Consider the following 26,580-nt stretch of genomic DNA (forward strand, 5'->3'; position numbering starts at 1 on the left):
TTATTCCCCCACTACCCTGTTATGGCCTTCCTCTTTGGCCCGTTCTAGATTGTGATAAGCTTTGGCTATTATCTCCTTGGCATTGGTGCCATCTATGGGGTTTTCGCCGACGCCAATACTTACTGTAATCTTGTCATACGGATCGGCGGATATCTCCATGTTCTCTATTCTCTCTCTGATATCCTCCGCCACGGCGATGCTCTCTCGCTTATTCTTCTCCGGAAGCAGCACACCGAACTCATCGTAATCGAACCTCGCGCCTTTGCCAACGGGGGACATTATGGTGCTGAGCATGTGCGCCACCATCTTAAGCACCTGTTTCGCTTTGGGGACACCGTAATGATCGGAATATTTCTCGAAGTTATCTATAGTGATCACAAGCAGCGAACATGGTCTCTGGTAAAAAACAGCCCTGTTGATCTCATCCTGCAGGCGTTCTTCCAGATATCCCCGTGAATAAAGCCCGGTGAGCGTATCCACCACTTCAAGGCTTTTAACCCGCTCAAAGACGCGCGTGCTGTGGTAGGCGAGTATGAGCTCTTTTTCATAGGCACGGACGATGCCCACGATCTCGTCGGTGAATTCATAACCCCGGCTGAAATTACCCAGCAGGATGACCCCCACGTTCTTCTGTTCAAGCCTCATGGGATAAAGAAGAACGTTCTCCAGGGGAATATTCTTCTTCAGCTCTATCAGCCACGACTTCTGGGGAGGTTTCGCGTCTATGGCGATATACTCGTTCTTGGCGAAATATTTCTCGAAAGAGGGCAGTTTATTCTCCAGATCACCCAGGGGTATGTCCTTACCGGTATTGTTGTTATATGCTTTCATGATATAGTTGCCGGACTTCTGGCGTATGATAATTGCGCAGAAAGCTCCCTCCAGCTCATCTGAAATACGTTCAGTGGAGAACTTCGCGATGTCATCAAACCCGGAACCGGCGCTAATTAGGTCCCCCAGCTGCATCAGGTTCGTAAGAGTAATGACCTTTTTGTGTATCTGGATGTTCAGTGCGGCGGTCTTTTTACTGTAATCCTGAAGTTCTCCGATGTAATTGCGTATTTTGGTGGTCATGGTATTGACCGCCGAAGCTATGTCCCCCAGTTCGTCCTCCCTCTCCAGGGCGACCTTTGAACCGAACCTGCCCTCAGCTATGAGTTTGGTCTCCAGAGCCAGGTCTATAACGGGATTTATTATCTGCCTTATCAGAAGATACCCCAGCCAGGAAAGCCAGAGCGTCAGGAGCACTACCACGGTGACCTCGAGCAGATTGTCGATGTTGGGGAAAATATAGTTGGTCACGAAATAAACTATAACCAGAAGAGGAATGATCGACATAAGGGAAAAAGCGATCATAAGTTTATATCGCAAGCTTTTCCTTTCCATGGAAAGCGACTTTAGAAAGCTCATAGAAACCTCCCGTTATATATTCAAAATAAAGGGTGTGTCCTGATATGGCTTTAATAATAATACACCATATATATGGCAAAGTCAAAATTACTCAATAAAAGCATTCGCACCGTTCAAGAAGGATTTTTCAGGGCGATACCGCTGAGTTTAAACTCCTCTCTCAGGAGTTTTTCATCACCGGCATTGCCTATATGCCCCCACGGCAATTCATCTTCCAGTGAATAATTTTTCCGGGCATATTCTTCCACAGATAGGCCGTTCTCTGAAAAAGAGCTCTGCCAAAGCTTATGATCGAAATATTCCCGCCATCCGTCCATCTTAGCGCCCTTCTCCCACGCGGTAAATATCACTTCCGCTATGCGCCTGTCCCCCCTTGCCATACAGGCTTCAATAACAGCCTGGCCGATGTCATGGAAATCGACCTTGACCTTTCCGCGGGAATGCGACCTGAGATCGGCTTCAAGAGAAGCCAGCTCATCCATGCCCTTCATCCCGACCCATTGAAAGGGAGTGTGTGGTTTGGGAACGAAAGGATTGATGCTGAGGCGGATTTCCGCGGCCCTCTTGGAGACCTTCTTCTTGAGCCCGGAAAGTTTGCCCGCCATCTCGAGTATCCCCTCCGCTTCTTCGGTCTGGCCGGGGAACCCCACCATGAAATACAGTTTCAACTTCCTCCACCCGTGTTTGTAGGCTAAAAGTGCCGACCTGCAAAGAACATTGATGTCAATGTTCTTGTCTATGGATTCTCTTATGACCTCGCTGGCGGTCTCCGGCGCGAAAGTGAGAGATCCCTTTTTTATCACCGAAAGCATCTCGGGTATCCCGTAAAAGGCCTCGTCCACCCGCAGCGAAGGTATGGATACACCCACGCCCTTGTCGCTGAAGCTGCGGTTGAGGTCACGGACCAGTTCGGTTAAATACGGATAGTTCACGCTTGAAAGTGATAAAAGGGCTATGTTCTCATAGCCTGTTTCCCGGTAGGTTTCAAGGCATATCTCTCTGATCTTTTCCGGGGTCCTCAATCTTACCGGGCGGTTCACCGCGCTGGCCTGACAGAATCGGCACTTGTTGGGACATCCCCTCATGATCTCAACAGCTATACGATCATGCACGATCCTGATAAGCGGCACGATCTGTTTGCGTGGGTAATACGCGTTCTCAAGGTCTTCAACAAGTATCCTGCTGACCCTCTCAGGCACTTCCGGGTCTACAGGCTCGATCGAGGAGAACCAACCGTTCGCATATCTTGCCCGGTAGAGCGACGGTACGTATACGCCTTCAATGCGGGATAACTCCCTCAGCACCTGCTCCCTCCCCGCTGCCTTTTCCTTGAGAAGCCTGCAGGTTTCCACCAGTTCCGGGAAAACCTCTTCTCCGTCACCTATGACAAAAGCATCGATAAACTCACTGAGCGGTTCGGGATTGTAGCAGCATGCGCCACCGGCTATAACAAGCGGGTCGGAGCCCTTTCTTTCTTTTGAGCGCAGAGGCACACCTGCCAGGTCAAGCATATTGAGGATGTTCGTATACGTAAGTTCATACACCACGCTGAAACCGATAATATCGAAGCTGTCCAGGGGCCGTTTGGTTTCAAGACCATAAAGCTTAACTCCTTCGACGCGCATCTGGTCCTCCATATCACCCCAAGGGGCGAAGACCCTCTCGCAGACGACATCATCCCGTTCGTTGAGCAAATGATAGAGTATACGCAGACCCAGGTAACTCATCCCCACTTCATAAATATCGGGGTAGGCAAGAGCAACAGAGACCTTCTGGGGGGTGTGTTCTTTAAGGATGATGTTGGTCTCACCTCCGGCGTACCTGCCCGGCTTCTGCACCCTGGTCAAGATTTCCCTGATCTTTTCATCCATAGTTCAATATCCCCTCAGCTTGCCCTGCGGCTTATACTCAACAGAAAACCCACGCATATAAGAGATGCCACCGTGTTAGACCCGCCGTAACTCACGAACGGCAGGGGCAGTCCCACGACCGGCATCATGCCGATGGTCATGGAAATGTTCACGAAGACCTGGAACGCAAGAAGGGTCACCACACCTGCGGCCAATGCCCTGGCGTATATATCAGCAGAACCGGCGATTATCCTGATACCTCTGGCAATGACCACAGCATACAGCCCCACCAAAAGTACGGCGCCAGCAAAGCCCCATTCTTCGCCTACTACGGAAAAGATAAAATCCGTATGCCTCTCGGGCAGGAACTTAAGATGGCTCTGTGTACCGTTCAGCCATCCTTTACCGAAGAGCCCCCCCGAACCTATCGCTATCTTCGACTGTATGATCGTATAACCCGCCCCGAGAGGGTCTATGTCAGGGTTTATGAAAACCATCAGGCGGTCCTTCTGGTAGTCCTTAAGAAGCAGCCAGAAAAAAGGCAGGCTCGCCAGGCCTAGGATTATGCTGGACACTATATATTTGACGTTCTCCCCGCAGATGAAGAGCATCGTAAAAAGTATCGGGACGAGAACGAATGCGGTTCCCAGATCGGGTTGCAGGAAAATCAGCACCGCCGCGGGGAATATCAGTACGATAGAACCGGCAAAATTGCCGAATGAACCGGCGTTCTCGCGCCTCTCTCCGAGAAAGGCCGCCAGGACCATTATCACGGTCACTTTCATGAATTCAGAAGGCTGGATCGATAGTGGCCCCAGATCTATCCAGCGTCTGGCGCCGTAACGTTCCCCGCCGAAGAAAAGAAGAAAAACAAGCGCCAGCAGGTTGATGACGTATGCAAGATACGCATAGTTGACAAGCCTCATGTAATCGATATTGGTTATAAGGAATACCAGCAGCAATCCCCCGGCCACCCATATCATCTGTTTGATCACGAGCGTCCTGAGACCGACGGAAGAGACCGGATCCCAGGTAGCGCTGTAAATAAAAACGATCCCTATGGTTATTATCGCCAGCACGGCGAAAAGCAATACGTGATCGACCTGTCCCCTTACCTCTTTTAACATACCCTCCCCTTTAAGGGCCCAGAAGCCCCAGCTCTTCAGCCTTTTTAAATATTTTTCCTGCGGTTCCCGCGGCAAAGTAACCTCCCTTGCCGCCATACTCGTCAAAAACCACAATCGTCAGTTTCGGCCCGTCAAAAGGCGCGAACCCTGCGAACCAGCCGTGGTTCTTATTTCTGGAGGTCTGTGCCGTACCGGTCTTGCCCGCCACCACAACCTCCGAGAGTCGGGCTTTCATGCCCGTTCCCCTGCGGTCGTTAACAACCTTCCTTAGGCCTTCCCTGATATGCTCCAATGTATCTTCTGATATATCCAGCCGGGTCCTCTCGGGCTTGTTAAGAGAAACACCCTCAACGCTTTCAGCGATATAGGGCCTGACCAGATAACCGCCATTAGCGAAAACGGACATTATACGGCACACCTGCAGCGGGGAACAGAGCACATATCCCTGCCCAACGGAATAGTTCAGCGTCTCCCCCTTATACCACGGCTCATCATACTTTTTCCTTTTCCACTCCCTGCTCGGCAGAAGTCCGTCCGCTTCCGCGGGAAGATCCACTCCCGTCGCACGCCCCACACCGAACATGCCGGCATATTCGGCGATGTTGTCAACCCCCAGATGGCTTCCCAGTCTCCAGAAATACACATTACATGAATTCTTGATCGCTTCTTCCAGATTCTGGTCGCCGTGACCGCTTTCCCTCCAACAATGGAAGGCCCTCCGGCCAAGCCTCATACTGCCAGTGCAATTAAAAACGGTATGAGCGGTTACTACACCCGTCTCTAGCCCGGCAGTTGCCAGTACAGTTTTAAAGACAGACCCCGGCGGATAAACACCGCTGATAGCCCTGTTCAGAAGCGGGTATTCGGCGTCATTAAGCACTTCCGCGACTTCCGCTCTTTTTCTTCTGGCATCGATGAATATCTCAGGATCGAACGAAGGAGCACTGGCCATAGCCAGGATCGCGCCGGTTTCGGGATCCATGGCAAGAATAGAACCTCTCTTTCCTTCGAGTATGCTGTCACAATACTTCTGTAGCTCAAGATCGATCGTCAGGTACAGGTCCTTTCCGGGGACCGGTTCTTTAAGCCCCAGCACCATTATCTCCCTGCCGCGATGATCTACTTCTACCTGCTTACCTCCATGGGTGCCCCTCAGATAATCATCATATGTCTTTTCGATGCCGCCCCTGCCCACCAGGTCGTTCACCCTGTAACCGTAATGCTTTAACCGGTCGAACTCGGAGCGGTTTATCAGCCCCAGATAACCTACGACATTTGCCGCAACCTCACTATTGGCATATTTGCGCTTTGAAGATACATCTATAAGTATCCCCGGCTGGTCCACGGAAATCTCCTCAAAATATATCGCTTTTTCTATGCCTATGTCCTCGGCTATCATGACAGGTGAATATGGCCTCCATCTTCCCTGCTTGATCCTTACGGCCACCTCTTCCTCTGAAGTCCCCAGGATCGACGCAATGGCCCGAGCGGTGGAATTGATATTCTTGACCTGACTGTATATGATCGAAAGATCAAAGCTCAGGACATCTTTTGCCAGATATTCGCCCTTCCTGTCGAGGATCGCCCCACGCGGCGCCATCAGGGGTACGACTTTCAGCCTGTTCTCCTCGGACATCACCTTGAACTTGGCATGCTTGGTAATCTGTATGTACCCCAGCCCCCCTATAAGCAGCAGGAAAGATACAGCAAGAAGAAAAGCGTAGATCTTGATTCTCATGAACACAGAACCTCTGTTTATTCTTCCAGTCCTAGCCAGGCCTGGAGAAGTATGAACAATAACGGCGCCAGGAATATGGTGCTGATAAGAGCCCATTGGCTCCCGTGGATCACATGCCGTATTCGTATAGGGTTTGCGGTTACCGCGTTAAGATAGAAAGTATGGGCCAATATCACGGACAGGGCAGCCACAGCAGCGGTAAGCAGCTGTGTCGCGGGATTCTGCCGGTAGAACATCCTCGCCAATCCGGACACCAGAGCCCCGATAACAGGAAAAAGCACCAGATCCAATCCGAAAGTATACGGCGAAAAACATCCCCTGACCAGACCCGCAAATAACCCGATGGAAAAAGCCTCCCTCGCACCCCAAAAAATGCCCGTGTAAACGACCACAAGAAGAATAAGGTCCGGGAACCATATTAGAGTACCGGTATAGCGGACCTGAAGGAGCACCGCCACCAGAAGAACAGCGTAAAGATATAGCCTCTGTTTCGTTCTTTTTTCCATTAGTATGCTACCGGAACACCGTACCGGTTCATTCAATGCAGAGAACTTCTTCCTGGACGCTAGCCTCCGCAGAAGGTTTAAGTATGGCGTATTTATACAGCCCGGTTCCGCTCTTTTCGACACTGACCACTTCACCAACGGTTATCCCTTCCGGAAAAACATGACTGAACCCGGATGTTATTGCGATCTCACCGGTTTCGACATCAGCATCTGCAGGGATATACAGCATCCTGACCTTACCCTTCCCGCCCCCGGCTATCACACCGTTGATCCGTGAATCCTTGAGTGTGCCGCCGGCCCTGAATCCCGGGTGAGTGATGAGCATGACCGAACTTATCGAGTTCTGAACTTCCACGGTTTTACCCAGCAGGCCCTCCGAAGAACAAACGGCCATGTTCTTGCGGAGACCGTCCCTGGTGCCTTTGTTGATGATGAAAGAGCTTTCCCAATCGGTAGGATTGCGCGCGATGACCTCCGCGGAAACGGTATTGAAACCTATGTCTGCCTTGAATTCGAGCAGGGCGCGAAAACGCTCGTTCTCCTTCTTTAGCTCTTCCAAACGGTCTATCCTGAGGGAAAGTTCGGCGACCTCCTTGCGCAAAAGTCTGTTTTCCTGCTCAAGGTCGTTACGGGAACGTAATCTGTCTCCAATTATATTGATGGCGTTCGCCGGAGCGGAAAGTATTCCAAGCGTGATCTTTTTTATCCCGCGGGGAATAGAGGGGACAAAGTGATATAGTGCTACCGCTAGAAGGAGTGCTGTAACAAGAAACCAGGTACGTTTTTCTTTGAAAAGTCTTTGCACATCGAATAGTTATTGCTTATTTTTGCAGTCTGGGCGCAACAGTAAGCCTTTTAAGATACCTCAGCTCGCTCAGGACCTTGCCCGTACCCAAAGCGACCGCAGTTAAAGGATCGTCGGCAAGGTGCACCGGAAGTCCCGTTTCTTCAGCGATAAGCTTATCCAGACCCCTGAGAAGAGCTCCTCCACCGGCCAGGATCAGACCTTTTTCGATAAGATCGGCCGACAGTTCGGGCGGTGTCCTCTCAAGAGTGATACGTACCGCCTCGACTATCTGGGCTATAGGCTCTGAAAGGGCTTCCCTCACCTCTTCGCTGGTTATGGTTATCATCTTCGGTAAGCCGGCGACAAGATCACGTCCGCGTACATCCATGGTCATTTCTTCTTCCATGGGATACCCCGATCCGATCCTGATCTTGATCTCCTCGGCGGTTCTTTCTCCCACCATCAGGTTGTAGGTCCTTTTGAGGTAATTTATAAGAGCTTCATCCATTTCATCCCCGCCGATACGGATGGATTTCGAGAAAACGACCCCGGCCAGAGATATAACCGCCATTTCGGTCGTACCGCCGCCGATATCTATTATCATGTTACCTGAAGGCTCCTGGATAGGAAGACCCACTCCTATAGAAGCGGCAACGGGTTCCTCCAGCATGAAAACCTCTCTTGCTCCGGCATGAAGGGCCGAGTCCTTGACTGCTCTTTTCTCGACTTCGGTAATGCCTGAAGGAACCGCCACAACTATGCGGGGACGGACCAGAGTGCGGGAGTTGTGCACCTTTTTAATAAAATATCTCAGCATGCTCTCGGTGATCTCGAAATCAGCGATAACTCCGTCTCTCATGGGCCGTATGGCAACGATATTACCGGGGGTCCTTCCGAGCATACGTTTGGCTTCTTCACCAACAGCCAGGACATTAGAAGTGCCTGCTTCGATGGCCACGACCGACGGCTCACAAAGAACTATTCCCTCGTTCTTAAGGTAAACAAGCGTGGAGGCAGTTCCCAGGTCTATCCCCATATCGCTGGAGAACATACCCAGCAATGCATCAAAATACTTACTGATCTGTTGATTCATAATAACCGTCCCCTGGATAGTTAGCTTTGTCCGCCTGTAATATATATATAACTATATGAATAGTATCAGATTAGATATGCGATGTCAAATTTTATTTCATTTTACCGGTTAGGATGGATATTGCACGCTGTTAATATTTTTAGTATATACTAAAAATATACAAGCCTACTGTTTATGCGGTCTTACCCTGCGAGCGTCTGAAGGTCCCTCAAAAAGTTAGGATAAGAGATATCCGCGCAGGAAGTATTGCGGATGAGACACTCCCCATCGGAAACAAGACCGGCTATTGCGCAGCTCATCGCTATACGGTGGTCTCCGAAACTGTCAAGCTCTGCAGCAGAAATATTCGCGCCGGATCGGCCATGAATCACGAGAGAATCCTCTTTCTCTTCGATGCTTATTCCCAGGCGTGAAAGGTTCTCGGTAACGCTCCTGACCCTGTCGGTCTCCTTGACCTTAAGCTCACCCGTACCTTTTATAAGAGTATCGCCTTGCGCCCGCGCGGCCGCAAGAGCGAGTATCGGTATTTCATCTATAAGCAGAGGTATCTCCCTCTCCTCCACCACCGTTCCTTTCAGCGAAGAAGACCTGACCTCGATATCCCCGGCAGGCTCGATCTCTTTATTGACATCAAGAACCTTAAGATCCGCCCCCATTCTTTTAAGGACATCAACGATACCTGTGCGGGTAGGATTCATGCCAACATTACGTATCACAAGACGTGACCCCTCTACAATAAGAGCACCCACTATGAAAAAAGAGGCGCTGGATATGTCCCCCGGAATGACCAGATCCCTCGGAACAAGTTCGTCTAAACCCCGTATTTCCGTGGTTAACCCCTTTCTACTGATATCGGCGCAGAAGTATTCCATCATCCTTTCGGTGTGGTCGCGCGACTGGAAAGGTTCGGTAACGCTCGTCCTGCCCTCGGCATACAGACCCGCAGCAAGCACACATGACTTGACCTGAGCGCTCGCCATGGGGGTTTTATATTCGATCGCCTTCAGCGGCACTCTTCCGGTTATCCTGAAAGGAGCGTGTTCTCCTCCTTCAAGAGGCTCTATTTCGGCACCCATCATCGACAGTGGTTCCATTACCCTGTCCATGGGCCTTTTTGAAAGAGATTCGTCACCGGTAAGTACCGTCTGGAACGGTTGTCCGGCCAATATGCCCGAGATTATGCGCATGGTAGTCCCGGAATTACCCAGGTCAAGCTCACCTGCCGGGGCCTTCAAGCCCCTGAGACCACGTCCTTTAATTGTTACGGTATCGCCGTGGGTCGATATATCCGCACCAAGCGCCCGGAAAGCTCCCAAAGTGCTCAGGCAATCCCCGGAGAACAGGAAATTACTTATCGCGCATTCACCCCGGCAGATCGAACCAAGCATAACGGATCTGTGCGAAATGCTCTTATCAGCCGGAACGGACAGCTGCCCGTTCAAACCTTTATCAGCGGTTTTTATCTTCCAGTCCATTTTATCCGTCTTCCCCTTCTTTTTCGATGAAGAGTTTGATGTCATCAGGAAACGGCGCATGGTATTCTACATGTTCGCCTGTGCCAGGATGAGTAAACGCTATCATCTCGGCGTGCAGCGCCTGTCTCCAGAAACTGCGATCGTTGCCGTATAGGCGGTCACCCAGGACGGGATATCCGATATGTTTCATGTGCACCCGTATCTGGTGCATCCTTCCTGTCTCGGGTCTGACCTCAAGCTGAGTGAAAGAGCCGTACCTTTTGATAACATGATATACTGTTCTGGCCGGTTTGCCGTTATCCACGCCTGCGGCCATCTTCAGCCTGTGAGTGGGATGCCGGCCTATCGGCTCATCCACAAGACCATTATCCATCTCAACGTATCCCTTTACAAGGGCTATGTACTTTTTCTTTACGGTCCTGTTCTGGAATTGTTTGGTAAGGGAACGTTTGGCCCGGTCGTTCTTAACGGCAACGATTATTCCCGAAGTATCTTTATCGAGCCTGTGCACTATCCCCGGTCGCAACTGGTCGTCCGTCTCTGCCAGCTTGCCGCAATGAAAAAGAAGCGCGTTGACAAGTGTCCCATGCCAGTTACCCGCAGCCGGGTGTACGACCATACCGGGGGGTTTATTCACCACGATAATATCCTCGTCCTCATGAACTATATCAAGGGGGATATCCTCTGGCTCCATCGCTTCATCCTTGGGCAGAGGCGCCAGGGTCAACGAAACCTTATCCCCCGCCTTGGGAGTATACCGGGGTTTGACGCTCTTGCCGTTAACCAGCACAAAGCCATTATCCATCAGGTATCTTACATAAGTTCGTGAATAATCCCGCCCCAGGCGGTCGGCTATATATTTATCGATCCTGCCCCCGGAGTTCTCGGGACTTACCGTGAAATTCGCCTGTTCATTCATTATGACTAGGATCTGTTGTTTCGGTTCTTTTAGAAGACCGCCAGAGAAAAAGCAAAATGGCGCCTCCGGCCGCGAACATACCGATACTGATTAATTGTGACAGCGTAAGCATCCCCCATCCGACCAGTTCATCGCCCCGCAAAAAGTCCATAAAGAACCTGAAGAAAGAATACAGTAAAAGGTAAAGAGCGAAGAGATAGCCGTCAAAGGGGCGTTTTTTCCGCAAAAGTAAAAGTAAAATGAATATAAAGAGCAGGCCTGCGCTCGAATATATCTGGACAGGCAACCTGGAAACCTCTTCACCGGGAAAGGTCACCGCCCAGAATCCCTCGGTCGCGACGCGTCCGTAACAGCACCCGTTAAGGAAACACCCGATGCGCCCAAGCGCCTGGGCTAAGGCTATATACGGTGAGATCAGGTCTGCCCCCCTCCAGAAAGAGAGCCTCTTGTGCTTTGCCACGAAAAAGCCCGTCAAGGCCGCCGCAACTATAGCTCCCTGTATGGCAAGACCTCCTTCGTGTATAAAAATTATCCTTACAGGATGACGTAAGAAATATTCGAAGTTTATGCCCACGAAAAGAAGCCTGCCCCCGATTATGCCTGCGGCGAGTACGGCGATAACGGCATCCAGAACATCCTCCCTGGAGATACCGAAATTTCGGGAGTTCCTGAGTATAAGCAAGGTTGACAGGAGAAAACCCAAAGCCACCATAAATCCATACGAATACAAAGTAAAGGGGCCTATCGTGAATAATACCCTATGCAAGACTTCTCCTAACCCCGGCCAGCAGCGACCAGGCGATTAATACAGCACCCGCGGTAATAAAGCTGTCCGCCAGATTGAAAACGGGCCAGACCCGGAAATCCAGGAAGTCTGTCACATAACCCAAGCGGATCCTGTCGGCAAGGTTACCGAGTGTCCCGCCGAGCAAAAGGCATAAAGCAATTCTTTCTCTTGGATTAAGTCCGGAAAGCTTTTTAATAAGGATGTAATTTATGAACAGGACCGCAAGGATCGATATCACTACAAAAATACGGGGATGAGCCTTCATCATTCCGAAAGCGGCCCCTGTATTATGTATGAGGGTAATATGGAAAAGGCCGCTGACTACCGGAACGCTTTCTCCTCGTTCAAGAAGCGCCAGGACAACATATTTAGATGCCTGATCAAGCACTAGAACAAGAAAAACAAAAGCGTATAGCAACAATACTACTTTTCGTTCTTTTCTTTTTCTTCCTGGCATGTTATGCAAAGTTCCGCCATGGGCATGAATTTAAGACGCTGCTTCGAGATCTTGGCTCCGCAAGAACTGCATTCGCCATATTCGCCTTCATCTATGCGCTTAATGGCATCGTCCAACTCATAAAGCCTGTCCCTTTCAGCTTCGGCCAGCTCAAGAGAAAACTCTCTGTCATAAAGATCGGTCGCCATATCCGCCATATGAAAAGAATAACCGGAAAGGTCCCCGGAAGCATCTTTAAGCGATTTCTTTACAGAATCCCCCTGTAGACTGATTATCTCTTCCAGTATTTTGGCTTTCTCTTTGACTAGTTGTTTCCTTATCGATTCCAGCTCTTTCTTGGTAAATGGCTTGGTCTTTTTGCCCTTGCTTTTCTTCTTAGCCATTGTCACTCCTTTCCGAGATTACATTATAACACCTTTGGCACAGATCAGGGTGTTCTTTGTTCTTCCCGACGTTTTCACTGTAATTCCAGCATCTCTGGCACTTTTGTCCCGATGCTCTTTCTACTTTAACTCTCAGGTCCGTCCCCGGAACGTCCTCCATGCCCTCTTCGTCCTTTTCGGAAACCCTAGTCTGGGAAACCTTGAAAAGACCGGAAAGAAGGTGCTGCTCCTCCTCTAAAAGACTCTGCTCGCGACCATCCTTGGAATAAAGCGTAACCTTTGCCTCTAAAGAGCTTCCTATAAGACCCTGCTCGCGCTTCACTTCAAGGGATTTCATGATGTGGTCCCTTATCCTGAGTTTCTGCTCCCATTTGGCGTCCAGCTGTTTATCCTCCCATCCGGGCATCTCTTTTTCGATGTCCGGCCAGTAGGACATATGAACGCTCTCAGCCTTTCCCTTGAGCTGTAAATGCGACCAGACCTCCTCGGCGGTGAATGACAGTATGGGCGCGACGATACGCACCAGGGTATGCAGTAGACTGTACATTACGGTCTGGGCCGACCTTCTAGCAGAATCATCCGGTGAAAGTATATACAACAGATCTTTCATTACGTCAAGATAAAAAGCGCTGACCTCATATACACAGAAATCATAAACGGCCCTGTACACCCTGTAGAATTCCCAGTTATCGTAATGGCGGGTAACTTTTTCGGTAAGCCCGTAAAGCGAGGACAGCATCCACCTGTCGGTCTCCTCCATCTTATCCAGCGGCACTCGATCAGTCTCCGGATCGAAGTCATAAAGATTACTTAGCAGAAATCGAAATGTGTTCCTTATTTTCCTGTATCCGTCAGCCAGCCTCTCGAGGATCTCACCGGAAAGCTTGATATCCCCCACGTAGTCGCTGGAGGCGACCCACAAACGTAGTATATCCGCACCGTATTTTTTCATCACTTCATCGGGGCTTATGACATTGCCGACCGATTTTGACATCTTTTTACCCTCCCCGTCAACAACGAACCCGTGGGTAAGCACTTTCCTGTAGGGCGGTTCGCCTTTGGTGGCCATAGCCGTAATTAAAGCCGCCTGGAACCAGCCTCTGTGCTGGTCAGACCCTTCCAGATAAAGGTCAGCAGGATAAGAGAGCTCCGCCCGCGCGTCAATAACGGCCTTGTGACTCACGCCGGAGTCGAACCACACGTCCAGGATATTATCCTCTTTTTTGAACTTATCACTGCCGCATCCGCACTTTGTGTCTTCAGGCAAAAGCTCATCCAGGCTTTTTTCGAACCAGACGTCAGCTCCGGCCTCCCGCGTCAGATCGGACACTTTCTGTATTACTTCAGCACTTGTGAAAGCTTCTCCGCACTTCTCGCATTTGAACGCCGGTATTGGCACGCCCCAGTACCTCTGACGGGAGAGGCACCAGTCAGGCCTCATCTTCACCATCGCGCCGATGCGTTCTTCGCCGGCAGGAGGTATCCAATGCACGTTCTGCTTTATAGCTCTCGCCATCCTGTCACGCAGCCGGTCATGGTCTATGCTCATGAACCACTGTTCGGTAGCACGGAATATTATCGGTTTTTTACATCTCCAACAATGCGGATAAGAATGCCTCACTTCTTCGGAGTAGATAAGAGAGCCTTCACGGCGCATCTTTTCGATTATACCCTTATTGGCTTTTATTACGTCTTCTCCGGCAAAGTCCCCGGCCTCTTCCCTGAACCTGCCCCTGTCGTCAACAGGCATGATAACAGGAAGGCCATGCTTTTTACCTGTCAAATAGTCCTCCTGCCCGTGACCGGGAGCGGTATGGACGCATCCTGTACCATCCTCCTTGGTGACATAATCGGCAGGAACCAGAACGGACTCCCTCTCCATGAAAGGATGCTCAAGAGGCTCGAAGTTCTGGATGACCTCACGGCCCTTTTGCCTGTCAATTATCCTGTATGATCCCACGCCGGCCTTTTTCATCAGGTGTTCGGCCCTGTCCTCGTCCATGACCCATACCTGCCCTGCAACTTGCACGAAAGCATAGGTGAAATCGGGGTGCAAGGCCACTGCCACGTTCGCCAGCAGTGTCCAGGGCGTGGTTGTCCATATGACAAAGTAAACCGGTCTGCCGGCGATCTCTTCAGCCGCCTTGAACTTAACGTATATCGAAGGTGAGGTCTTCTCTTCGTATTCGACCTCAGCTTCAGCCAGGGCTGTTTCACATTCCTTGCACCAGTTAACTGGTTTAAGGTCCTTGTAGATGTAACCTTTTCGGTAGAGTTCGGCCAGACTGGCCAATATGTCGGCTTCGTAGTCCTTCGTCAGGGTAAGATACGGGTTCTGCCAGTCACCGAAAACACCTAGCCTTTCAAACTCCTTGGACTGAATGGAAACGAACTTCATAGCATACTTATAAGCTTTCTTGCGGAATTTAACCTGATCGATATCATGCTTCGAGATGTTCAGTTCCTTGAAAAGCTGGTGTTCAACAGGCAGACCGTGACAATCCCACCCCGGGATATACGGGGCCCTGAAGCCCTGCATGGTGTAATACTTAACGCATATGTCCTTGAGCATCTTGTTAAGAACATGGCCCATGTGTATGTGCCCGTTGGCATAGGGAGGACCGTCATGAAGGATGAATGACCTGGCCGCATCACTGCGGCTATCCAATATCCTGCTGTATATCGCCGATTCCTGCCATTTTTTCAGGATCTCCGGTTCCCTCGTGGGCAGACTCGCCTTCATCGGAAAGGAGGTCTTGGGAAGATTCAGCGTTTCCTTGTAATTCTTGGTCTTTTCCTTGCTCATCTTTATATAAAACCTTCAAGTATGGGTTTGAGTTTTTCCAGGGTGCCGGCCGGCACGGCGTCCCTTGCAGTAACTATAGCTTTGCGCAAAGCCTCCCCGCAGGTGCATGTTCTCTCCACCGGCATCTTTTTGATGGTCTCAAGCAGCATCTTCTTGGAATTAGCAGCGTTCTTGCTCAGGTTCTCGAGTATCACGTCCACCGATACGGTCTCTACCTCCGGGCTCAGGTGCCAACAGTCATAGTCGGTGACCATCGCTATGGTCGAATAGCATATGCCCGCTTCCCTCGCCAGCCTGGCTTCCTGAATGTTGGTCATGCCTATGACATCGGCTCCCCAGCTTTTATACAGATACGACTCGGCCTTGGTGGAAAAAGCCGGCCCTTCCATGTTTATGTAGGTGCCCCCGTCATGTATCTTGACATCAAGGGACTTGTTGGCTTCATAGATCAGGTCCTTGAGCTCCATGCAGACAGGCTGAGCGAAAGCAACATGAGCCACTATCCCATCACCAAAGAAAGTAGTGGACCTTCCCTGGTTGGTCCTGTCTATGAACTGGTCGACCAGAAGTATGTCCAGAGGCTTGACCTCTTCCTGTAGGCTGCCCACAGCTGAAACGGATATTATCCTGTCCACACCCAGCATCTTCATGGCGAAAATGTTAGCCCTGTAATTGATCTCGGTGGGCAAAAGGCTGTGGGTCCTCTGGTGCCTCGGCAGGAACACAACCTCACGGCCGGCCAAGTTTCCTACAACGAACTCATCGGATGGCTCCCCGAAAGGGGTGGAGAGGGTCTTCCTTTCTTTAACGTCAAGACCTTCGATCTGATAGAGGGAACTGCCACCGATTATCCCGATCCTATTCATGATCCCGATACCTCCAGTATTTTTTTACGGCTGGTCTGCCCCGCAACTATGGTAACATCACTTTTTTTGACCTTGTACTCCCTAGCTACAAGGTTCACCAGAGCTTTATTGGCCTTACCCTTGTCCGGAGCGGCCTTTACATAAGCTTTGAGCATTCCGTCCTTTTCAACAAGTTCTTCCCTTTGTGACTTCGGAAAAACCTTTACCTCGAGCCGCAAGCGATCACCCCATTCTGTATGCTATGCTGTAAAGTAGGTTCACTATAAAGTTCCTCAGCACGCTGAGGACTATGAACGCCAGTATGGGCGAAAAATCTATGGCCCCCATTTGAAGCGGCAACCTCCGGAAAGGCGCAAGTATGGGCTCGCTGATCCTGTATATTATCTGAACGATCTCGTTGTAGGGATCAGGATTAACCCACGAAAGAATGATCCTTATTATCAGGATGAAATATACAACGTTAAACAGCAAAGATATAAGCAAAGCCAGGCTTCTGATAATCTCTGATAAAACGAACATCTCTACCCCTTTGAAAGTTCCTCAGACCGCTTTTTTGCTCGCTTGATAGCGGTCTTTATTATGCTTTTCAGGTGTTTTGCCTCAAAAACCTTGAGCGCCGCTTCAGTAGTGCCTCCCTTGGAAGCGACTTTTTCGGTAAGCTCTTGAGGCGACTGTTGGCAGGTGCGTAAAAGAGAAGAAGCTCCGAAGAGGGTCTGGCCCACCATCTTCTCTGCCGCCGCACCATCGATCCCCATCTCCACTGCGGCCTCTATCATGGCTCCAGCCAGATAAAACAAATATGCCGGTCCGCTGCCCGAGAGCGCGGTCACCGCGTCCATAAGGGTCTCCTCTATCTCAACGACATCTCCTATACCGGTAAAAATACTTTTGATCTGCGGAGCATTGGTCACAAGTTCATTGAACGCGACCGAGGTCGTACTCTGTGAAACGAACGCCGCCATGTTAGGCATGGCCCTGGCCACGGGAACCTCCCTGCCGAGCTTCTCGGTTATGGACTTAATGGTCACCCCCGCCATTACGGACAATATCAGCTGGCCGTTCAGGTAGCCGGCTATCTGCGTGAGAAGCTCATCAGCATCCTGCGGTTTTATCGATAGAATGACAACATCCGACCCTGTTACGAGTGATTGAGTTTCCCGTACCGAGGCGCCGATCGCCTTGGCGAGCTTTTCGGCTTTTTCTATGTCCTTATCATATAATGAGATAGAATCCGGGGTCAGATCATCACCTTCGACCATTCCCCTGGCGATGGCACTGCCCATATTACCGCATCCTATGATACCTACAGTGAACTTTTGCATAATTAGCCTGTCCAATTAATTATAGTAATGGTTAAAAGTATCATAATTTACGCATGATGTCAATAATTGTATATGAACATATTAGTCAGGGGCAATGCGTTTTCAAAGGCGGTAAAAAGAACAGATAATCCAGAACATATAGCCAAATATCATTTTTGTAAAGAAAAGCCAGATCACCCGTCTAGCCGGGGATCTGGCTTTCTAAAAACGCGCCAAGCTTTTTGCTATATCTTTCGGACAAAGATATTCAGGGATTATCTCGGACCAATACGATCTGGCCCTACCCTCTTATAATATAAATATTATAGCATTTTTCAGTTGTTAGAACAAGATATAGTTAGCTAAATGTTGTTTTTCTAACACCCGTACTTTGTTCTGATTAAAGAACTTAGGCAAAAAAGAAAGTTGTTTTAGAAATACCTGTCGATGAAACTTAATATCCTGTAATAACCCCTTTGCAGGATGTTACAGCCCATTCTTTCCGCCTTTTTCTCCTGCTGCAGATGATCCAGTATCCCCAGGCTGCCGGTATATCCTGCCCTGTCCGGCGGAAGGTCTTCGAACGGTTTAGCTATACAGCTGGCAGCTTTGACAGGCTGAGTGAAAAGTTCATCAACAGCCTCTATCAGATCCGGATTCAGCACGCCTTCTCCGGTAATAACGATCCTTTCGACCTTACTCCACCCCTGAAGAGCGATTACGCGTTCAGGCAACCTGTCCAAAGCTTCGGTATCTATTTTTCCGTTTTCGGTCAGAACCGATCCTGATCCGGCGGAAAGCACCTTGCAGCCGATCATACGGCCCTTTGAAAAAACCATGAGTTCGGTAAGATCGCTCGATATGTCAAAAACGGCAGCATCTGTTTTGAGGTCATCTTCGTTAAGCACTCTGTAAGATGAAGCCAGCCCCGAGAAAACGAACCCCACGGACAAGAAACCCGCCTGCATTACACATTTTGACATGTTGCGAAGTACCGAAGAATTTATCGTAACGATGTTAACGTCCGCTGAAAGCTTAACACCTTCAAGATTCAGCGGATCGGCTATATGCCCATCGCCGTCAATCGAAAAGCCCCTAACTATCCTGTGCAGGGGTTCCTTGTCGAGCGGTGTCCTTATCGTGGACGCTATTTTCACGCATTTTGTCAGGTCATTCCCGGTTATTTCCCTACCATACTTTGAAAGAAGCACAATCCCCGTGGAACTGACAAGATCCACCGATGTGGAACTGACACCCAGATAAACATCACGTATCTTTTTGCCTGTCTTCTCCCTGATCTTGTTAAGCGCCGCCGATACGGTGTTGGTCGCAAGCGACTGGTCAACGACCATGCCTTTAGCGAAACCCTTCGACGGTGTGCGGCAAAACCCTTCCAGGATATAATCGCCGTTTTTGTTCCACCTGGCGGCTACCGTGGAAAGTTCATTCCCGTTGACGCTTAGAGCAGCAAAATATTTGTTCATTCATTAGCCTCGCTATTTCGGAGCGATCACCGCATCATCGAATCTCAGATCTATATAGCGTATATCATCCATGTTAATATTAGGGTCGTTGATTATATCCCTGAGCTGCTGGGTCTTTTTGAAAAAATCTTCCGAGCCCATTTTGACCTTGGCACCGTAAATTCCCAGGACAAGATTATTCCTGTCGGAGATATCAATGTATTCAATATTGGCTTTTTCCGAGCCCATCTTTTTCCGCAATATCTCAAGTAAAAGCAGTGCCCTGTCCAGAGCACCGCTGGTTATCTTCTCCCCCCGCTCGGGCATATTGAGGAAAAAGCTTATACCACGCACTTTCACAAGCCCCTTCCTGACCTCTCCCACATTGAGAACAACGCCCTCTGAATCTATGACTATGCCCCCTCCGGACTCGATTATTGCCATCGGCTCCCTTGATACGATATCAACTTCAAGGACATCCGGGAACCTTCTTCTTATCTCGACCTTTTTGAACTGCGGATAATCGCTTTTTACGAGCGTCTGGACCTGCCTTGCGTTTACGGTAAAGATATTCCTTCCCTTGTACCTGTTCAAAAGATACCGCTCCCCCGCGTGAAATGAGTAATCCTGGTCCTTGTTCACAATGATATCCCTGACCGCAAAGAACTCGCTATTGAGAAAGAAATACCAAACTCCATATACCGCCCCGCCCATAAGCACTGCGGCGACAAGGGCCGTCACAAACAACCTTGAGGGAAAACCTCCTGCCGAGGATCCTTTGGACCTGCGGGATCTCTTCTTAGGCTTTCTTGTTCTTTTTTTTCTTGCCACGAGAATTCTCCTTATTTTCGATCACCATATTTCCATGTTCTCATTAAGAGCTCCGTAAAGCATGATAACACATAAAAGCGGAAAGTCCACCCCGGCAGCTTCCGCGGCCATGGGAAAAAGACTCCTCTGGGTAAGACCCGGAATAGTATTTACCTCGAGCACGTACATCCTCTCTTCGGCCGAAAGACGCATATCAACCCTTGAAAAACCCCGGCAGCCGATAGCCCTGTGCGCCTTCAAAGCGGTATCCTGTGCCAGCAGATATTCCTTCTTACTAAGTTCGGCTGGCACTATGTATTTGGTCGTTTCGGCCTCGTATTTCGCCTCAAAATCATACACCCCGCCTCTTGCCTCTATCTCGACGACCGGCAGGGGCTTCTCCGCAAGGATACCCACGGTGATCTCCCTGCCGTGGATGAACTTCTCAATTATAACCTCCTCACCGAAAGCGAAGGCTTTGTCGACCGCTGCTATAAGCTCCGCCTCGCTTTTTACAATGGAAAGACCGATGCTCGAACCTTCGAATCTGGGCTTAACCACACAAGGCAACCAGATATCAAGTTCACTGATATCTTGCCCCCGTCGGACAACCATGTAGTCCGGAGCATCAAGCCCGTTATCGATGAAATGCGCTCTGGAGGAAAGCTTATCCAGAGCAAGCGCGGAGGATTCCGGACGGGAACCAGTATAGGGTATCTCCATCTTTTCCAGGGCTCTCTGCACTGTGCCATCTTCACCGAACCTGCCGTGAAGGGCTATAAAGGCAATATCTATGCCGGATTCATGGATGATATCGTCAAAATCCTCCTCTGTCACGTCCAGCAGTATTACTCTGTCGATGCCGGCACTTACAAGTGCCTTGCTGACCGCCTCACCACTTCTTAAGCTTACGCGTCTCTCGTTGGACGGTCCCCCCGCAAGAACTCCTACTTTATACCTGTTCAATATTTCAATATATGTCGTCATGCTGCAAGTTACGTTATGATCTCGATCTCAGTCTCCAGGTCCACTTCGAACCTTTCCCGCACAACCGTTCTTACCCGATCGATGAGATGGCGGACATCCGAAGCTCTAGCCCCCCCGGTATTCTCGATGAAATTAGCGTGTTTCTCGGAGATGACCGCACCGCCGGCCCTTTTACCTTTCATGCCGGCCTCCTCTATCATCTGGCCGCTGGTATACCTGCTTGCCGAAGGGTTCTTGAAAACACATCCCAGAGTGTTCCTCTCAAGCGGTTGCTGTTGCATTTTCTCGCGAAAAAGATCCTTACATCTTTCTTTCAACTCTTCGGGACCTGATTTATCCATGGAGAAAACCGCCCCAGTTATGGTGCCTGTCTCCTGCAGGGACGAATACCGGTAACTGAACTTGATATCCTCCCTGCCGATGAAGAACTCGTTAAGCCCCCTGTCCAGAACCTTTACTCTCAAAAGACGGTCACTGATCGTTGTCTTATAGGAAGCATTATTCGCCAGAGCTCCTCCTACCGTTGCCGGTATGCCCACAAGCCCTTCCAGACCGGAAAGACCCCGGTCACAACAGTATGATATAAGGTCCGCTAACAAGACCCCGGCTCCGACATACACTTCCCTTCCTTTGAGTTCTATCCCCCGGAAAGGCTCCCCGGCCAATTCAAGCATGAACGCTTCAAGCGTCCCGTCAGGAAAAAGTATGTTGCTGCAGTTGCCGGCTACGATATAACGCATCCCCATGCTTTTTATCATCCTCTGAAGCTTAACAAGCTCCGCGGTGTCAGAGACCTTTACCCAGGCAAAAACTTTTCCGCCTATTCTTATCCTGCTATGCTCGCTGAGAGGTTCCTCGTAAGTTACCCTGCTGGCGAAATTATCCCACACCTTCTGAAATCTATCCTGCATCAGTTGACCCATTGTATTCTTCTCTTTTTCTTATCTGATCAAGAAGCCTGCCCGATATGTTCCTTATATCTCCTGCCCCGAGGACAAGGACTACATCCTTTTCCTTAACTATACCCGAAACGTACTCTGGTATATCGTTCATTTCGACGAACTCCAGTATCTCGAAACAGCTGCGGTCTATCTTCCCATATACGTCATGTATATCAGAACCCTCGATAGGATCCTCATCCGCTGAATACACGTCTGTCAATATCAAAATATCCGAATCGGCAAAACACTTGATGAACTCATCCGCAAGGTCCCGAGTCCTGGAATGCCTGTGTGGCTGAAAGATGGAAACGACCCTGCCTGTACCGTAATCTTTCGCCGCCCGTATCACGGCAGAAAGCTCTGTAGGGTGATGCGCGTAATCCTCGATGATCTCTATATTTCCCACTTTGCCGATCCGATCGAACCTCCTTCCTACTCCGCGAAAGGATTCCACTGATCCGGCAATATCCTCGGGCGTTATACCGAGCTCCAGACAGACCGATATGGCTGCGAGCATGTTCATCAAGTTATGCCGCCCGATAAGCGGACTCTTTATCCTGACACTTTTTCTGCCATCCAGATAAAGATCGAACTCTATGTTCTTCGCACAGATGTAGTTCCTGCAGGATACCTTGTGAGCGGCTCCTATACCGAAATCAACCTTTTTTACCCCCGACCGGAGAGCCATATCGAGCAAATGATAGTCTTCACCGTTGTAAAAGAATGTCCCATTCCGGTCTATTCGTCCTATAAACTCTCTGAAAGCGCCCAGCAGATTCTGCATGGACCCGTAATGCTCCATATGCTCTTTTTCGATATTGGTGATGACTCCGTGAGTGCATGATACATTCCTGAAAAAACCGTCGCTTTCATCAAGCTCAGCGATAAAAAGCTCGCCCTTGCCGTTCTTCGCGTTGCCGCCGATACTTTCAAGCTCGCCGCCGATGACAGAGGTCGGTTCCAGGCCGCAACCATGGGCAACGTGAGCTATAAGACCGCTGGTGGTAGTCTTACCGTGTGTTCCGGTGACCGCGACGGATAGTGACGCTTCCTCCATAAGTCTTTTGAGAAGCGCGCCTCTGGAAATAACCTTAAGGTTCATCTGGCGGGCTTTTACCAATTCCGGATTGCCCGGCTTTATGCATGTGGAAACGACAACCAGATCAATGTCTTGCGAAAGGTTATCGACAGAATGCCCCTTGTATATAGTGGCGCTCTTCTGCCCGAGACGTTCGGTTATGGAGTTTGGCCTGAGGTCTGAACCCGAAACCTTTATCCCCCGGCTTAGCAGAATATGAGCCAAGGCACTCATGCCTATCCCGCCTATCCCTATGAAATGCACTTTATTCATTTTCATTAGCTAATTTTATCACTTCTTCGGCCAGCTTTCTACCCGCATCCGGAACGCTGAGACTCTTCGCTGCCCGTGAGATGGACGAGCGCTTTCGCTCGTCCTCCACAAGGCCAACAACATCTTCGGCAAGTCCGCGGGAAGTAAGGGCTTTTTCTTCCCTGTAGAGCGCTGCTCCCGCTTCTTGAAAATACTTTGCGTTGTACCTCTGGTTGTTCTTGGGGTTAGGATACGGTATGAGTATCATGGGTTTTCCGTACAATGCCAGCTCAAAAACGGCCGCCGCCCCGGACCTGCTTATCGCCAGATCACTTACGGCATAGGCATCATCCACCTGATCAAGGAACGAAAAGGCCTTCGCGCTTATAGCATTGAGCCTGTAATACTCCCTGACCTGCTCTATGTCGTTTCTTCCAGTAAGGTGTACGAACTGGATACTGCCTCCTTTCTGATCGCTTATGAGCTTTGCCGCCTCGGACGCGGTCCTGTTCAGGAATGTCGATCCCTGGCTTCCTCCCATGACAAGTACAGTGAATTTATCAGGGTCCAGCCCCAACCGTTCAGCGGACCGCCTCCTGTCATTGGAGAGCATATCAACTCTGAGCGGGTTCCCGGAATATACCACATTTTTCCCGGCAGTCTGAAAATATTTCCCCGACCCGGGGAAGCTTGTCGCTATCCTGTCGGCAAAACGTGACAATATCCTGTTCGCCCTGCCGGGCAGAAGGTTCTGTTCGTGTATCAGAACCGGGATCCTGAACATTTTGGCAAGTGCCACTATAGTACCTGAAGAATATCCGCCAAAACCCACCACGACATCGGGCTTTACTCTGGCGAGGATATAGAGCGAGGCGAATGTATCAGTGATTATCTTGAGGATGAACCCGATCACGCGCAGCGGCCGGAACCTGAGAGGCATGGGATTGACCGAAAGAAAAAAACATTCGTGCCCGACATCTTTCAAAATGTTCCTGTCAAGACGTCTCTTGCTCGATACGAAAAAGATATCCCGAAGGCCTTTTTTTTCAAGTTCATGGGCCAGGGCCACTGAAGGGAATATATGACCTCCGGAACCTCCCGCCGCGAGTATCACCTTCACTCCTCCACCCTCCTCGCCATATTAAAAACCACGCCCATAGCCGCCAGATGGCATACCAAGGAACTTCCTCCGTAACTTATAAAAGGCAGGGGAAGTCCCTTGGTCGGAAACACACCGGTGGAAACACCGATATTGACGATAACCTCAAAAGCTATCATGACCGTCACCCCCAAAACAACGCGCGAAGCGAATTGTTCTTTTATCTTAAGAGCGAGCCTTAACATGAACCATATCATCGCCGCGAAAAGCAAAAGAACCGACGCCGTCCCCAGAAAACCCAGTTCTTCACCGATTATCGAAAAAATAAAATCAGTATGTGATTCCGGCAAATAGAACAGTTTCTGTTTGGAGTTGCCAAGTCCTACCCCCAAAATCCCTCCCGATCCAAGTGCTATAAAGGACTGTATAAGCTGAAAACCCGCCCCCTGTGCATCTTTCCAGGGATTACAGAATGCCAGCACTCTCCTGAGCCTGTAAGGCTTGCAGACGACCGCGTAAAACAGAACAGGCAGAGCGGCCAGCGAAATGGATATGAGATGCTTCATCCTGGCCCCGGAGACGAACAGCATCACTAGCCCTATGAACAGCATGGCAACAGCCGTGCCCATATCCGGTTCGACAAGAACCAGTCCTCCCACAAGACCGATAACGAAAAGCGGAGGCAGGAAACCATATCTGAGGTCCTGTATTATATACCGCCTGCGTGTAGTGAAATCCGCAAGATACAGTATAAGCGCGAACTTAGCCAGCTCTGAAGGCTGTATCCCCATCCCGAAGAACCTCATCCATCTGCGGGCACCACCTATCTCCCTGCCTATCCCGGGTACAAGCACCGCAACAAGAAGGATCAGCGAGGCGAAAAGAACCACTCTTGCCGAATCCCGGATCAGGCCCACGGGCATCATCATCAGAATTGCCGCCAGTACCAGCCCCATCACAAGATACAGCATGTGTCTTTTAACAAAATACAGGCTGTCACCGAATTCCCCGTGAGCATAAACTGCACTGGAAGAATATATCATGACCATGCCCAGCATAAGCAGCACGCATAGAGCCAGTAAAACTATTCTCGCGTCCCTGTTCATTTTTCTTCGGTCATCCTCCGCACTTCACGCTGAAAAACAACGCCCCTGTGTTTATAATCGGTGAACATGTCGAAACTTGAGCACATGGGTGATAACAGCACGGTATCCCCCGCCGCGGCACATTCGGCAGAAACTCTTATCGCTTCGGACATGTCTTTGGCACTGTCAACAGGAATATAAGATGAAAAAGCCTCGTTGATCTTATCTGCGGCTTCTCCTATGGCCACGATCCTCTTGACCTTTTCACGCACTGGCCTCAAAATGGATCTATAGTCCCCTCCCTTGTCCCTTCCCCCCGCTATAAGGATCACTTTCCCCTCAACGGATTCCAGGGCTCTCTGCGTGGCATCGATATTGGTCGCTTTGGAGTCATCGATATACCTCACCCCGTCAATCTGGCTTACTGTCTGGAACCTATGGTCAAGTCCGCTGAATCCTCTGACAGCCTCTTTGATGCAGCCGTCATCGACCCCCATTATTCTTGCTGCGATAGCAGCTGAAGCGACATTCTCGAGATTATGGACCCCTTTCAGGGCCATGTCAGACTCTTTAAGAAGAACACCCTCAGGAGTAACCAGAGTACCGTCGCCTATGACCATATCCGGTCCTTCCTTCCCGAAAAAGAGCTTTCTGCTGCTTATCGCGCCGGTCCTCTCCTCCTTGCGAAAAGAGGAGTGCAGAACCGCCCAGTCATCTGAAAGCTGATTTGCGAATATCCTGAACTTTTCATCGGTATATCTGGCAAGATCGCCATGCCGGTCGTAATGGTCTTCTGAAATATTCAACAGAACAGCGATAAACGGTCTGAACCTTTTCACTGTTTCAAGCTGAAAAGAGCTTACTTCCACTACCGCTATGCTATCTTCCCGGAGGTTTTCCACCTCCCCGGTCAGGGGGTTGCCTATGTTCCCGCAGACGACCGCGTCTCTTCCCGACATTGAAAGGATCCTGCCGATGAGCTTTGTCGTTGTACTTTTGCCGTTAGTTCCGGTAACCGCGATTATGGGAGCCCTCGTGAAAAGATATCCGAGTTCAAGCTCCCCGATGACCGGTATTTTCCCAGCTTTGGCCGCATCAAGCGGCAGGGCCTGCGGATCAACCCCGGGACTTGTAACCACCAGATCTGTATCCAGGCAGAATTTCTCGGTATGCCCGCCTATCTCCCAGCCGGCAGCTAAATCCTTAACCCGCTCCAGGTTCTTTCTTATAGGGTCACTGTCGCTTCCTTCGGTTATTTTGACCAGTGCACCTTTTGATTGGAGAAGTTCCGCCGACGAACGGCCGCTGGAACCCAGACCGACCACAAGAACCTTTTTTCCGCGTAAATCTATCATAACTC

General features: G+C 50.0%; 25 protein-coding genes. All 25 read right to left on the reverse strand.

Going from position 1 to position 26,580, the window contains the following annotated elements; translation table 11 throughout:
- The 25 genes from GF409_03045 to murD all read right to left on the reverse strand — a co-directional run bounded on the left by GF409_03045 (position 1) and on the right by murD (position 26,575).
- Positions 1 to 1,410 (reverse strand): diguanylate cyclase, encoded by a 1,410-nt coding sequence (locus tag GF409_03045; GenBank protein ID MBD3426190.1) that lies wholly within the window; start codon positions 1,408 to 1,410, stop codon positions 1 to 3.
- 113 nt (positions 1,411 to 1,523) lie between these two features.
- Positions 1,524 to 3,281, reverse strand: a complete 1,758-nt coding sequence (locus GF409_03050) for a TIGR03960 family B12-binding radical SAM protein (GenBank protein MBD3426191.1) — start codon at positions 3,279 to 3,281, stop codon at positions 1,524 to 1,526.
- Positions 3,282 to 3,295: 14 nt separating this feature from the next.
- Positions 3,296 to 4,483, reverse strand: coding sequence for a rod shape-determining protein RodA (gene rodA, locus GF409_03055; protein MBD3426192.1), 1,188 nt, complete (start codon positions 4,481 to 4,483; stop codon positions 3,296 to 3,298).
- Positions 4,398 to 6,221 (reverse strand): penicillin-binding protein 2, encoded by a 1,824-nt coding sequence (gene mrdA / locus GF409_03060; GenBank protein ID MBD3426193.1) that lies wholly within the window; start codon positions 6,219 to 6,221, stop codon positions 4,398 to 4,400. The genes rodA and mrdA overlap by 86 nt, the downstream gene beginning before the upstream one ends.
- Positions 6,143 to 6,631 (reverse strand): hypothetical protein, encoded by a 489-nt coding sequence (locus tag GF409_03065; protein MBD3426194.1) that lies wholly within the window; start codon positions 6,629 to 6,631, stop codon positions 6,143 to 6,145. Before GF409_03065 ends, mrdA begins: the two co-directional genes overlap by 79 nt.
- A gap of 28 nt (positions 6,632 to 6,659) precedes the next feature.
- Positions 6,660 to 7,436, reverse strand: coding sequence for a rod shape-determining protein MreC (gene mreC, locus GF409_03070; protein ID MBD3426195.1), 777 nt, complete (start codon positions 7,434 to 7,436; stop codon positions 6,660 to 6,662).
- Positions 7,437 to 7,452: 16 nt separating this feature from the next.
- Entirely contained in the window at positions 7,453 to 8,469 is a 1,017-nt protein-coding gene (locus tag GF409_03075; GenBank protein MBD3426196.1) for an MreB/Mrl family cell shape determining protein, read from the reverse strand.
- A 224-nt stretch (positions 8,470 to 8,693) separates the two neighbouring features.
- Entirely contained in the window at positions 8,694 to 9,986 is a 1,293-nt protein-coding gene (gene aroA / locus GF409_03080; protein MBD3426197.1) for a 3-phosphoshikimate 1-carboxyvinyltransferase, read from the reverse strand.
- Between the two features lies 1 nt (position 9,987).
- Positions 9,988 to 10,905, reverse strand: coding sequence for an RluA family pseudouridine synthase (locus tag GF409_03085; protein ID MBD3426198.1), 918 nt, complete (start codon positions 10,903 to 10,905; stop codon positions 9,988 to 9,990).
- A complete protein-coding gene (gene lgt / locus GF409_03090; protein ID MBD3426199.1) occupies positions 10,898 to 11,671 on the reverse strand; it encodes a prolipoprotein diacylglyceryl transferase in 774 nt (257 codons plus the stop codon). The genes GF409_03085 and lgt overlap by 8 nt, the downstream gene beginning before the upstream one ends.
- On the reverse strand, positions 11,664 to 12,113 hold the full coding sequence (gene lspA, locus GF409_03095) for a signal peptidase II (protein MBD3426200.1): 450 nt from the start codon (positions 12,111 to 12,113) through the stop codon (positions 11,664 to 11,666). The genes lgt and lspA overlap by 8 nt, the downstream gene beginning before the upstream one ends.
- A 2-nt stretch (positions 12,114 to 12,115) precedes the next feature.
- Entirely contained in the window at positions 12,116 to 12,532 is a 417-nt protein-coding gene (locus GF409_03100; protein MBD3426201.1) for a hypothetical protein, read from the reverse strand.
- A complete protein-coding gene (gene ileS, locus GF409_03105; protein MBD3426202.1) occupies positions 12,525 to 15,338 on the reverse strand; it encodes an isoleucine--tRNA ligase in 2,814 nt (937 codons plus the stop codon). Before ileS ends, GF409_03100 begins: the two co-directional genes overlap by 8 nt.
- Positions 15,339 to 15,340: 2 nt before the next feature.
- Positions 15,341 to 16,204 (reverse strand): S-methyl-5'-thioadenosine phosphorylase, encoded by an 864-nt coding sequence (gene mtnP, locus GF409_03110; GenBank protein ID MBD3426203.1) that lies wholly within the window; start codon positions 16,202 to 16,204, stop codon positions 15,341 to 15,343.
- The gene (locus tag GF409_03115) at positions 16,201 to 16,422 is read right to left on the reverse strand and encodes a DUF167 domain-containing protein (GenBank protein MBD3426204.1); all 222 of its coding nucleotides are present in this window, start codon (positions 16,420 to 16,422) and stop codon (positions 16,201 to 16,203) included. Before GF409_03115 ends, mtnP begins: the two co-directional genes overlap by 4 nt.
- A gap of 4 nt (positions 16,423 to 16,426) precedes the next feature.
- Complete coding sequence (locus tag GF409_03120) at positions 16,427 to 16,723, reverse strand: YggT family protein (protein ID MBD3426205.1); 297 nt, start codon at positions 16,721 to 16,723, stop codon at positions 16,427 to 16,429.
- A 2-nt stretch (positions 16,724 to 16,725) separates the two neighbouring features.
- Positions 16,726 to 17,526: a pyrroline-5-carboxylate reductase gene (gene proC, locus GF409_03125; GenBank protein MBD3426206.1), complete on the reverse strand. Its 801-nt coding sequence runs from the start codon at positions 17,524 to 17,526 to the stop codon at positions 16,726 to 16,728.
- A gap of 410 nt (positions 17,527 to 17,936) precedes the next feature.
- A complete protein-coding gene (locus tag GF409_03130) occupies positions 17,937 to 18,989 on the reverse strand; it encodes a hypothetical protein (GenBank protein MBD3426207.1) in 1,053 nt (350 codons plus the stop codon).
- A 12-nt stretch (positions 18,990 to 19,001) separates the two neighbouring features.
- A complete protein-coding gene (locus tag GF409_03135; GenBank protein ID MBD3426208.1) occupies positions 19,002 to 19,799 on the reverse strand; it encodes an FtsQ-type POTRA domain-containing protein in 798 nt (265 codons plus the stop codon).
- A 21-nt stretch (positions 19,800 to 19,820) separates the two neighbouring features.
- Positions 19,821 to 20,765: a D-alanine--D-alanine ligase gene (locus tag GF409_03140; protein ID MBD3426209.1), complete on the reverse strand. Its 945-nt coding sequence runs from the start codon at positions 20,763 to 20,765 to the stop codon at positions 19,821 to 19,823.
- An 8-nt stretch (positions 20,766 to 20,773) separates the two neighbouring features.
- Positions 20,774 to 21,688, reverse strand: coding sequence for a UDP-N-acetylmuramate dehydrogenase (gene murB, locus GF409_03145; GenBank protein MBD3426210.1), 915 nt, complete (start codon positions 21,686 to 21,688; stop codon positions 20,774 to 20,776).
- Positions 21,666 to 23,063 carry a UDP-N-acetylmuramate--L-alanine ligase gene (gene murC / locus GF409_03150; protein ID MBD3426211.1) on the reverse strand — a complete coding sequence of 466 codons (1,398 nt, stop codon included), beginning with the start codon at positions 23,061 to 23,063 and terminating at the stop codon, positions 21,666 to 21,668. The genes murB and murC overlap by 23 nt, the downstream gene beginning before the upstream one ends.
- The gene (gene murG, locus GF409_03155) at positions 23,050 to 24,156 is read right to left on the reverse strand and encodes an undecaprenyldiphospho-muramoylpentapeptide beta-N-acetylglucosaminyltransferase (GenBank protein ID MBD3426212.1); all 1,107 of its coding nucleotides are present in this window, start codon (positions 24,154 to 24,156) and stop codon (positions 23,050 to 23,052) included. The genes murC and murG overlap by 14 nt, the downstream gene beginning before the upstream one ends.
- On the reverse strand, positions 24,153 to 25,241 hold the full coding sequence (gene ftsW, locus GF409_03160; protein MBD3426213.1) for a putative lipid II flippase FtsW: 1,089 nt from the start codon (positions 25,239 to 25,241) through the stop codon (positions 24,153 to 24,155). The genes murG and ftsW overlap by 4 nt, the downstream gene beginning before the upstream one ends.
- Positions 25,238 to 26,575 carry a UDP-N-acetylmuramoyl-L-alanine--D-glutamate ligase gene (murD, locus tag GF409_03165; GenBank protein MBD3426214.1) on the reverse strand — a complete coding sequence of 446 codons (1,338 nt, stop codon included), beginning with the start codon at positions 26,573 to 26,575 and terminating at the stop codon, positions 25,238 to 25,240. The genes ftsW and murD overlap by 4 nt, the downstream gene beginning before the upstream one ends.
- Positions 26,576 to 26,580 lie beyond the last annotated feature (5 nt).

It is taken from the genome of Candidatus Omnitrophota bacterium, from assembly GCA_014728045.1.
GTDB lineage: Bacteria > Omnitrophota > Gorgyraeia > Tantalellales > Tantalellaceae > WJMH01.

Coding starts and splice junctions, on each gene's coding strand:
- GF409_03045 (MBD3426190.1), bottom strand. CDS start 1,410: ATGAGCTTTCTAAAGTCGCTTTCCATGGAAAGGAAAAGCTTGCGATAT.
- GF409_03050 (MBD3426191.1), bottom strand. CDS start 3,281: ATGGATGAAAAGATCAGGGAAATCTTGACCAGGGTGCAGAAGCCGGGC.
- rodA (MBD3426192.1), bottom strand. CDS start 4,483: ATGGCGGCAAGGGAGGTTACTTTGCCGCGGGAACCGCAGGAAAAATAT.
- mrdA (MBD3426193.1), bottom strand. CDS start 6,221: ATGGGCTCTTATCAGCACCATATTCCTGGCGCCGTTATTGTTCATACT.
- GF409_03065 (MBD3426194.1), bottom strand. CDS start 6,631: ATGGAAAAAAGAACGAAACAGAGGCTATATCTTTACGCTGTTCTTCTG.
- GF409_03075 (MBD3426196.1), bottom strand. CDS start 8,469: ATGTTCTCCAGCGATATGGGGATAGACCTGGGAACTGCCTCCACGCTT.
- aroA (MBD3426197.1), bottom strand. CDS start 9,986: ATGGACTGGAAGATAAAAACCGCTGATAAAGGTTTGAACGGGCAGCTG.
- GF409_03085 (MBD3426198.1), bottom strand. CDS start 10,905: ATGAATGAACAGGCGAATTTCACGGTAAGTCCCGAGAACTCCGGGGGC.
- GF409_03100 (MBD3426201.1), bottom strand. CDS start 12,532: ATGGCTAAGAAGAAAAGCAAGGGCAAAAAGACCAAGCCATTTACCAAG.
- ileS (MBD3426202.1), bottom strand. CDS start 15,338: ATGAGCAAGGAAAAGACCAAGAATTACAAGGAAACGCTGAATCTTCCC.
- mtnP (MBD3426203.1), bottom strand. CDS start 16,204: ATGAATAGGATCGGGATAATCGGTGGCAGTTCCCTCTATCAGATCGAA.
- GF409_03120 (MBD3426205.1), bottom strand. CDS start 16,723: ATGTTCGTTTTATCAGAGATTATCAGAAGCCTGGCTTTGCTTATATCT.
- proC (MBD3426206.1), bottom strand. CDS start 17,526: ATGCAAAAGTTCACTGTAGGTATCATAGGATGCGGTAATATGGGCAGT.
- GF409_03130 (MBD3426207.1), bottom strand. CDS start 18,989: ATGAACAAATATTTTGCTGCTCTAAGCGTCAACGGGAATGAACTTTCC.
- GF409_03140 (MBD3426209.1), bottom strand. CDS start 20,765: ATGACGACATATATTGAAATATTGAACAGGTATAAAGTAGGAGTTCTT.
- murB (MBD3426210.1), bottom strand. CDS start 21,688: ATGGGTCAACTGATGCAGGATAGATTTCAGAAGGTGTGGGATAATTTC.
- murC (MBD3426211.1), bottom strand. CDS start 23,063: ATGAAAATGAATAAAGTGCATTTCATAGGGATAGGCGGGATAGGCATG.
- ftsW (MBD3426213.1), bottom strand. CDS start 25,241: ATGAACAGGGACGCGAGAATAGTTTTACTGGCTCTATGCGTGCTGCTT.
- murD (MBD3426214.1), bottom strand. CDS start 26,575: ATGATAGATTTACGCGGAAAAAAGGTTCTTGTGGTCGGTCTGGGTTCC.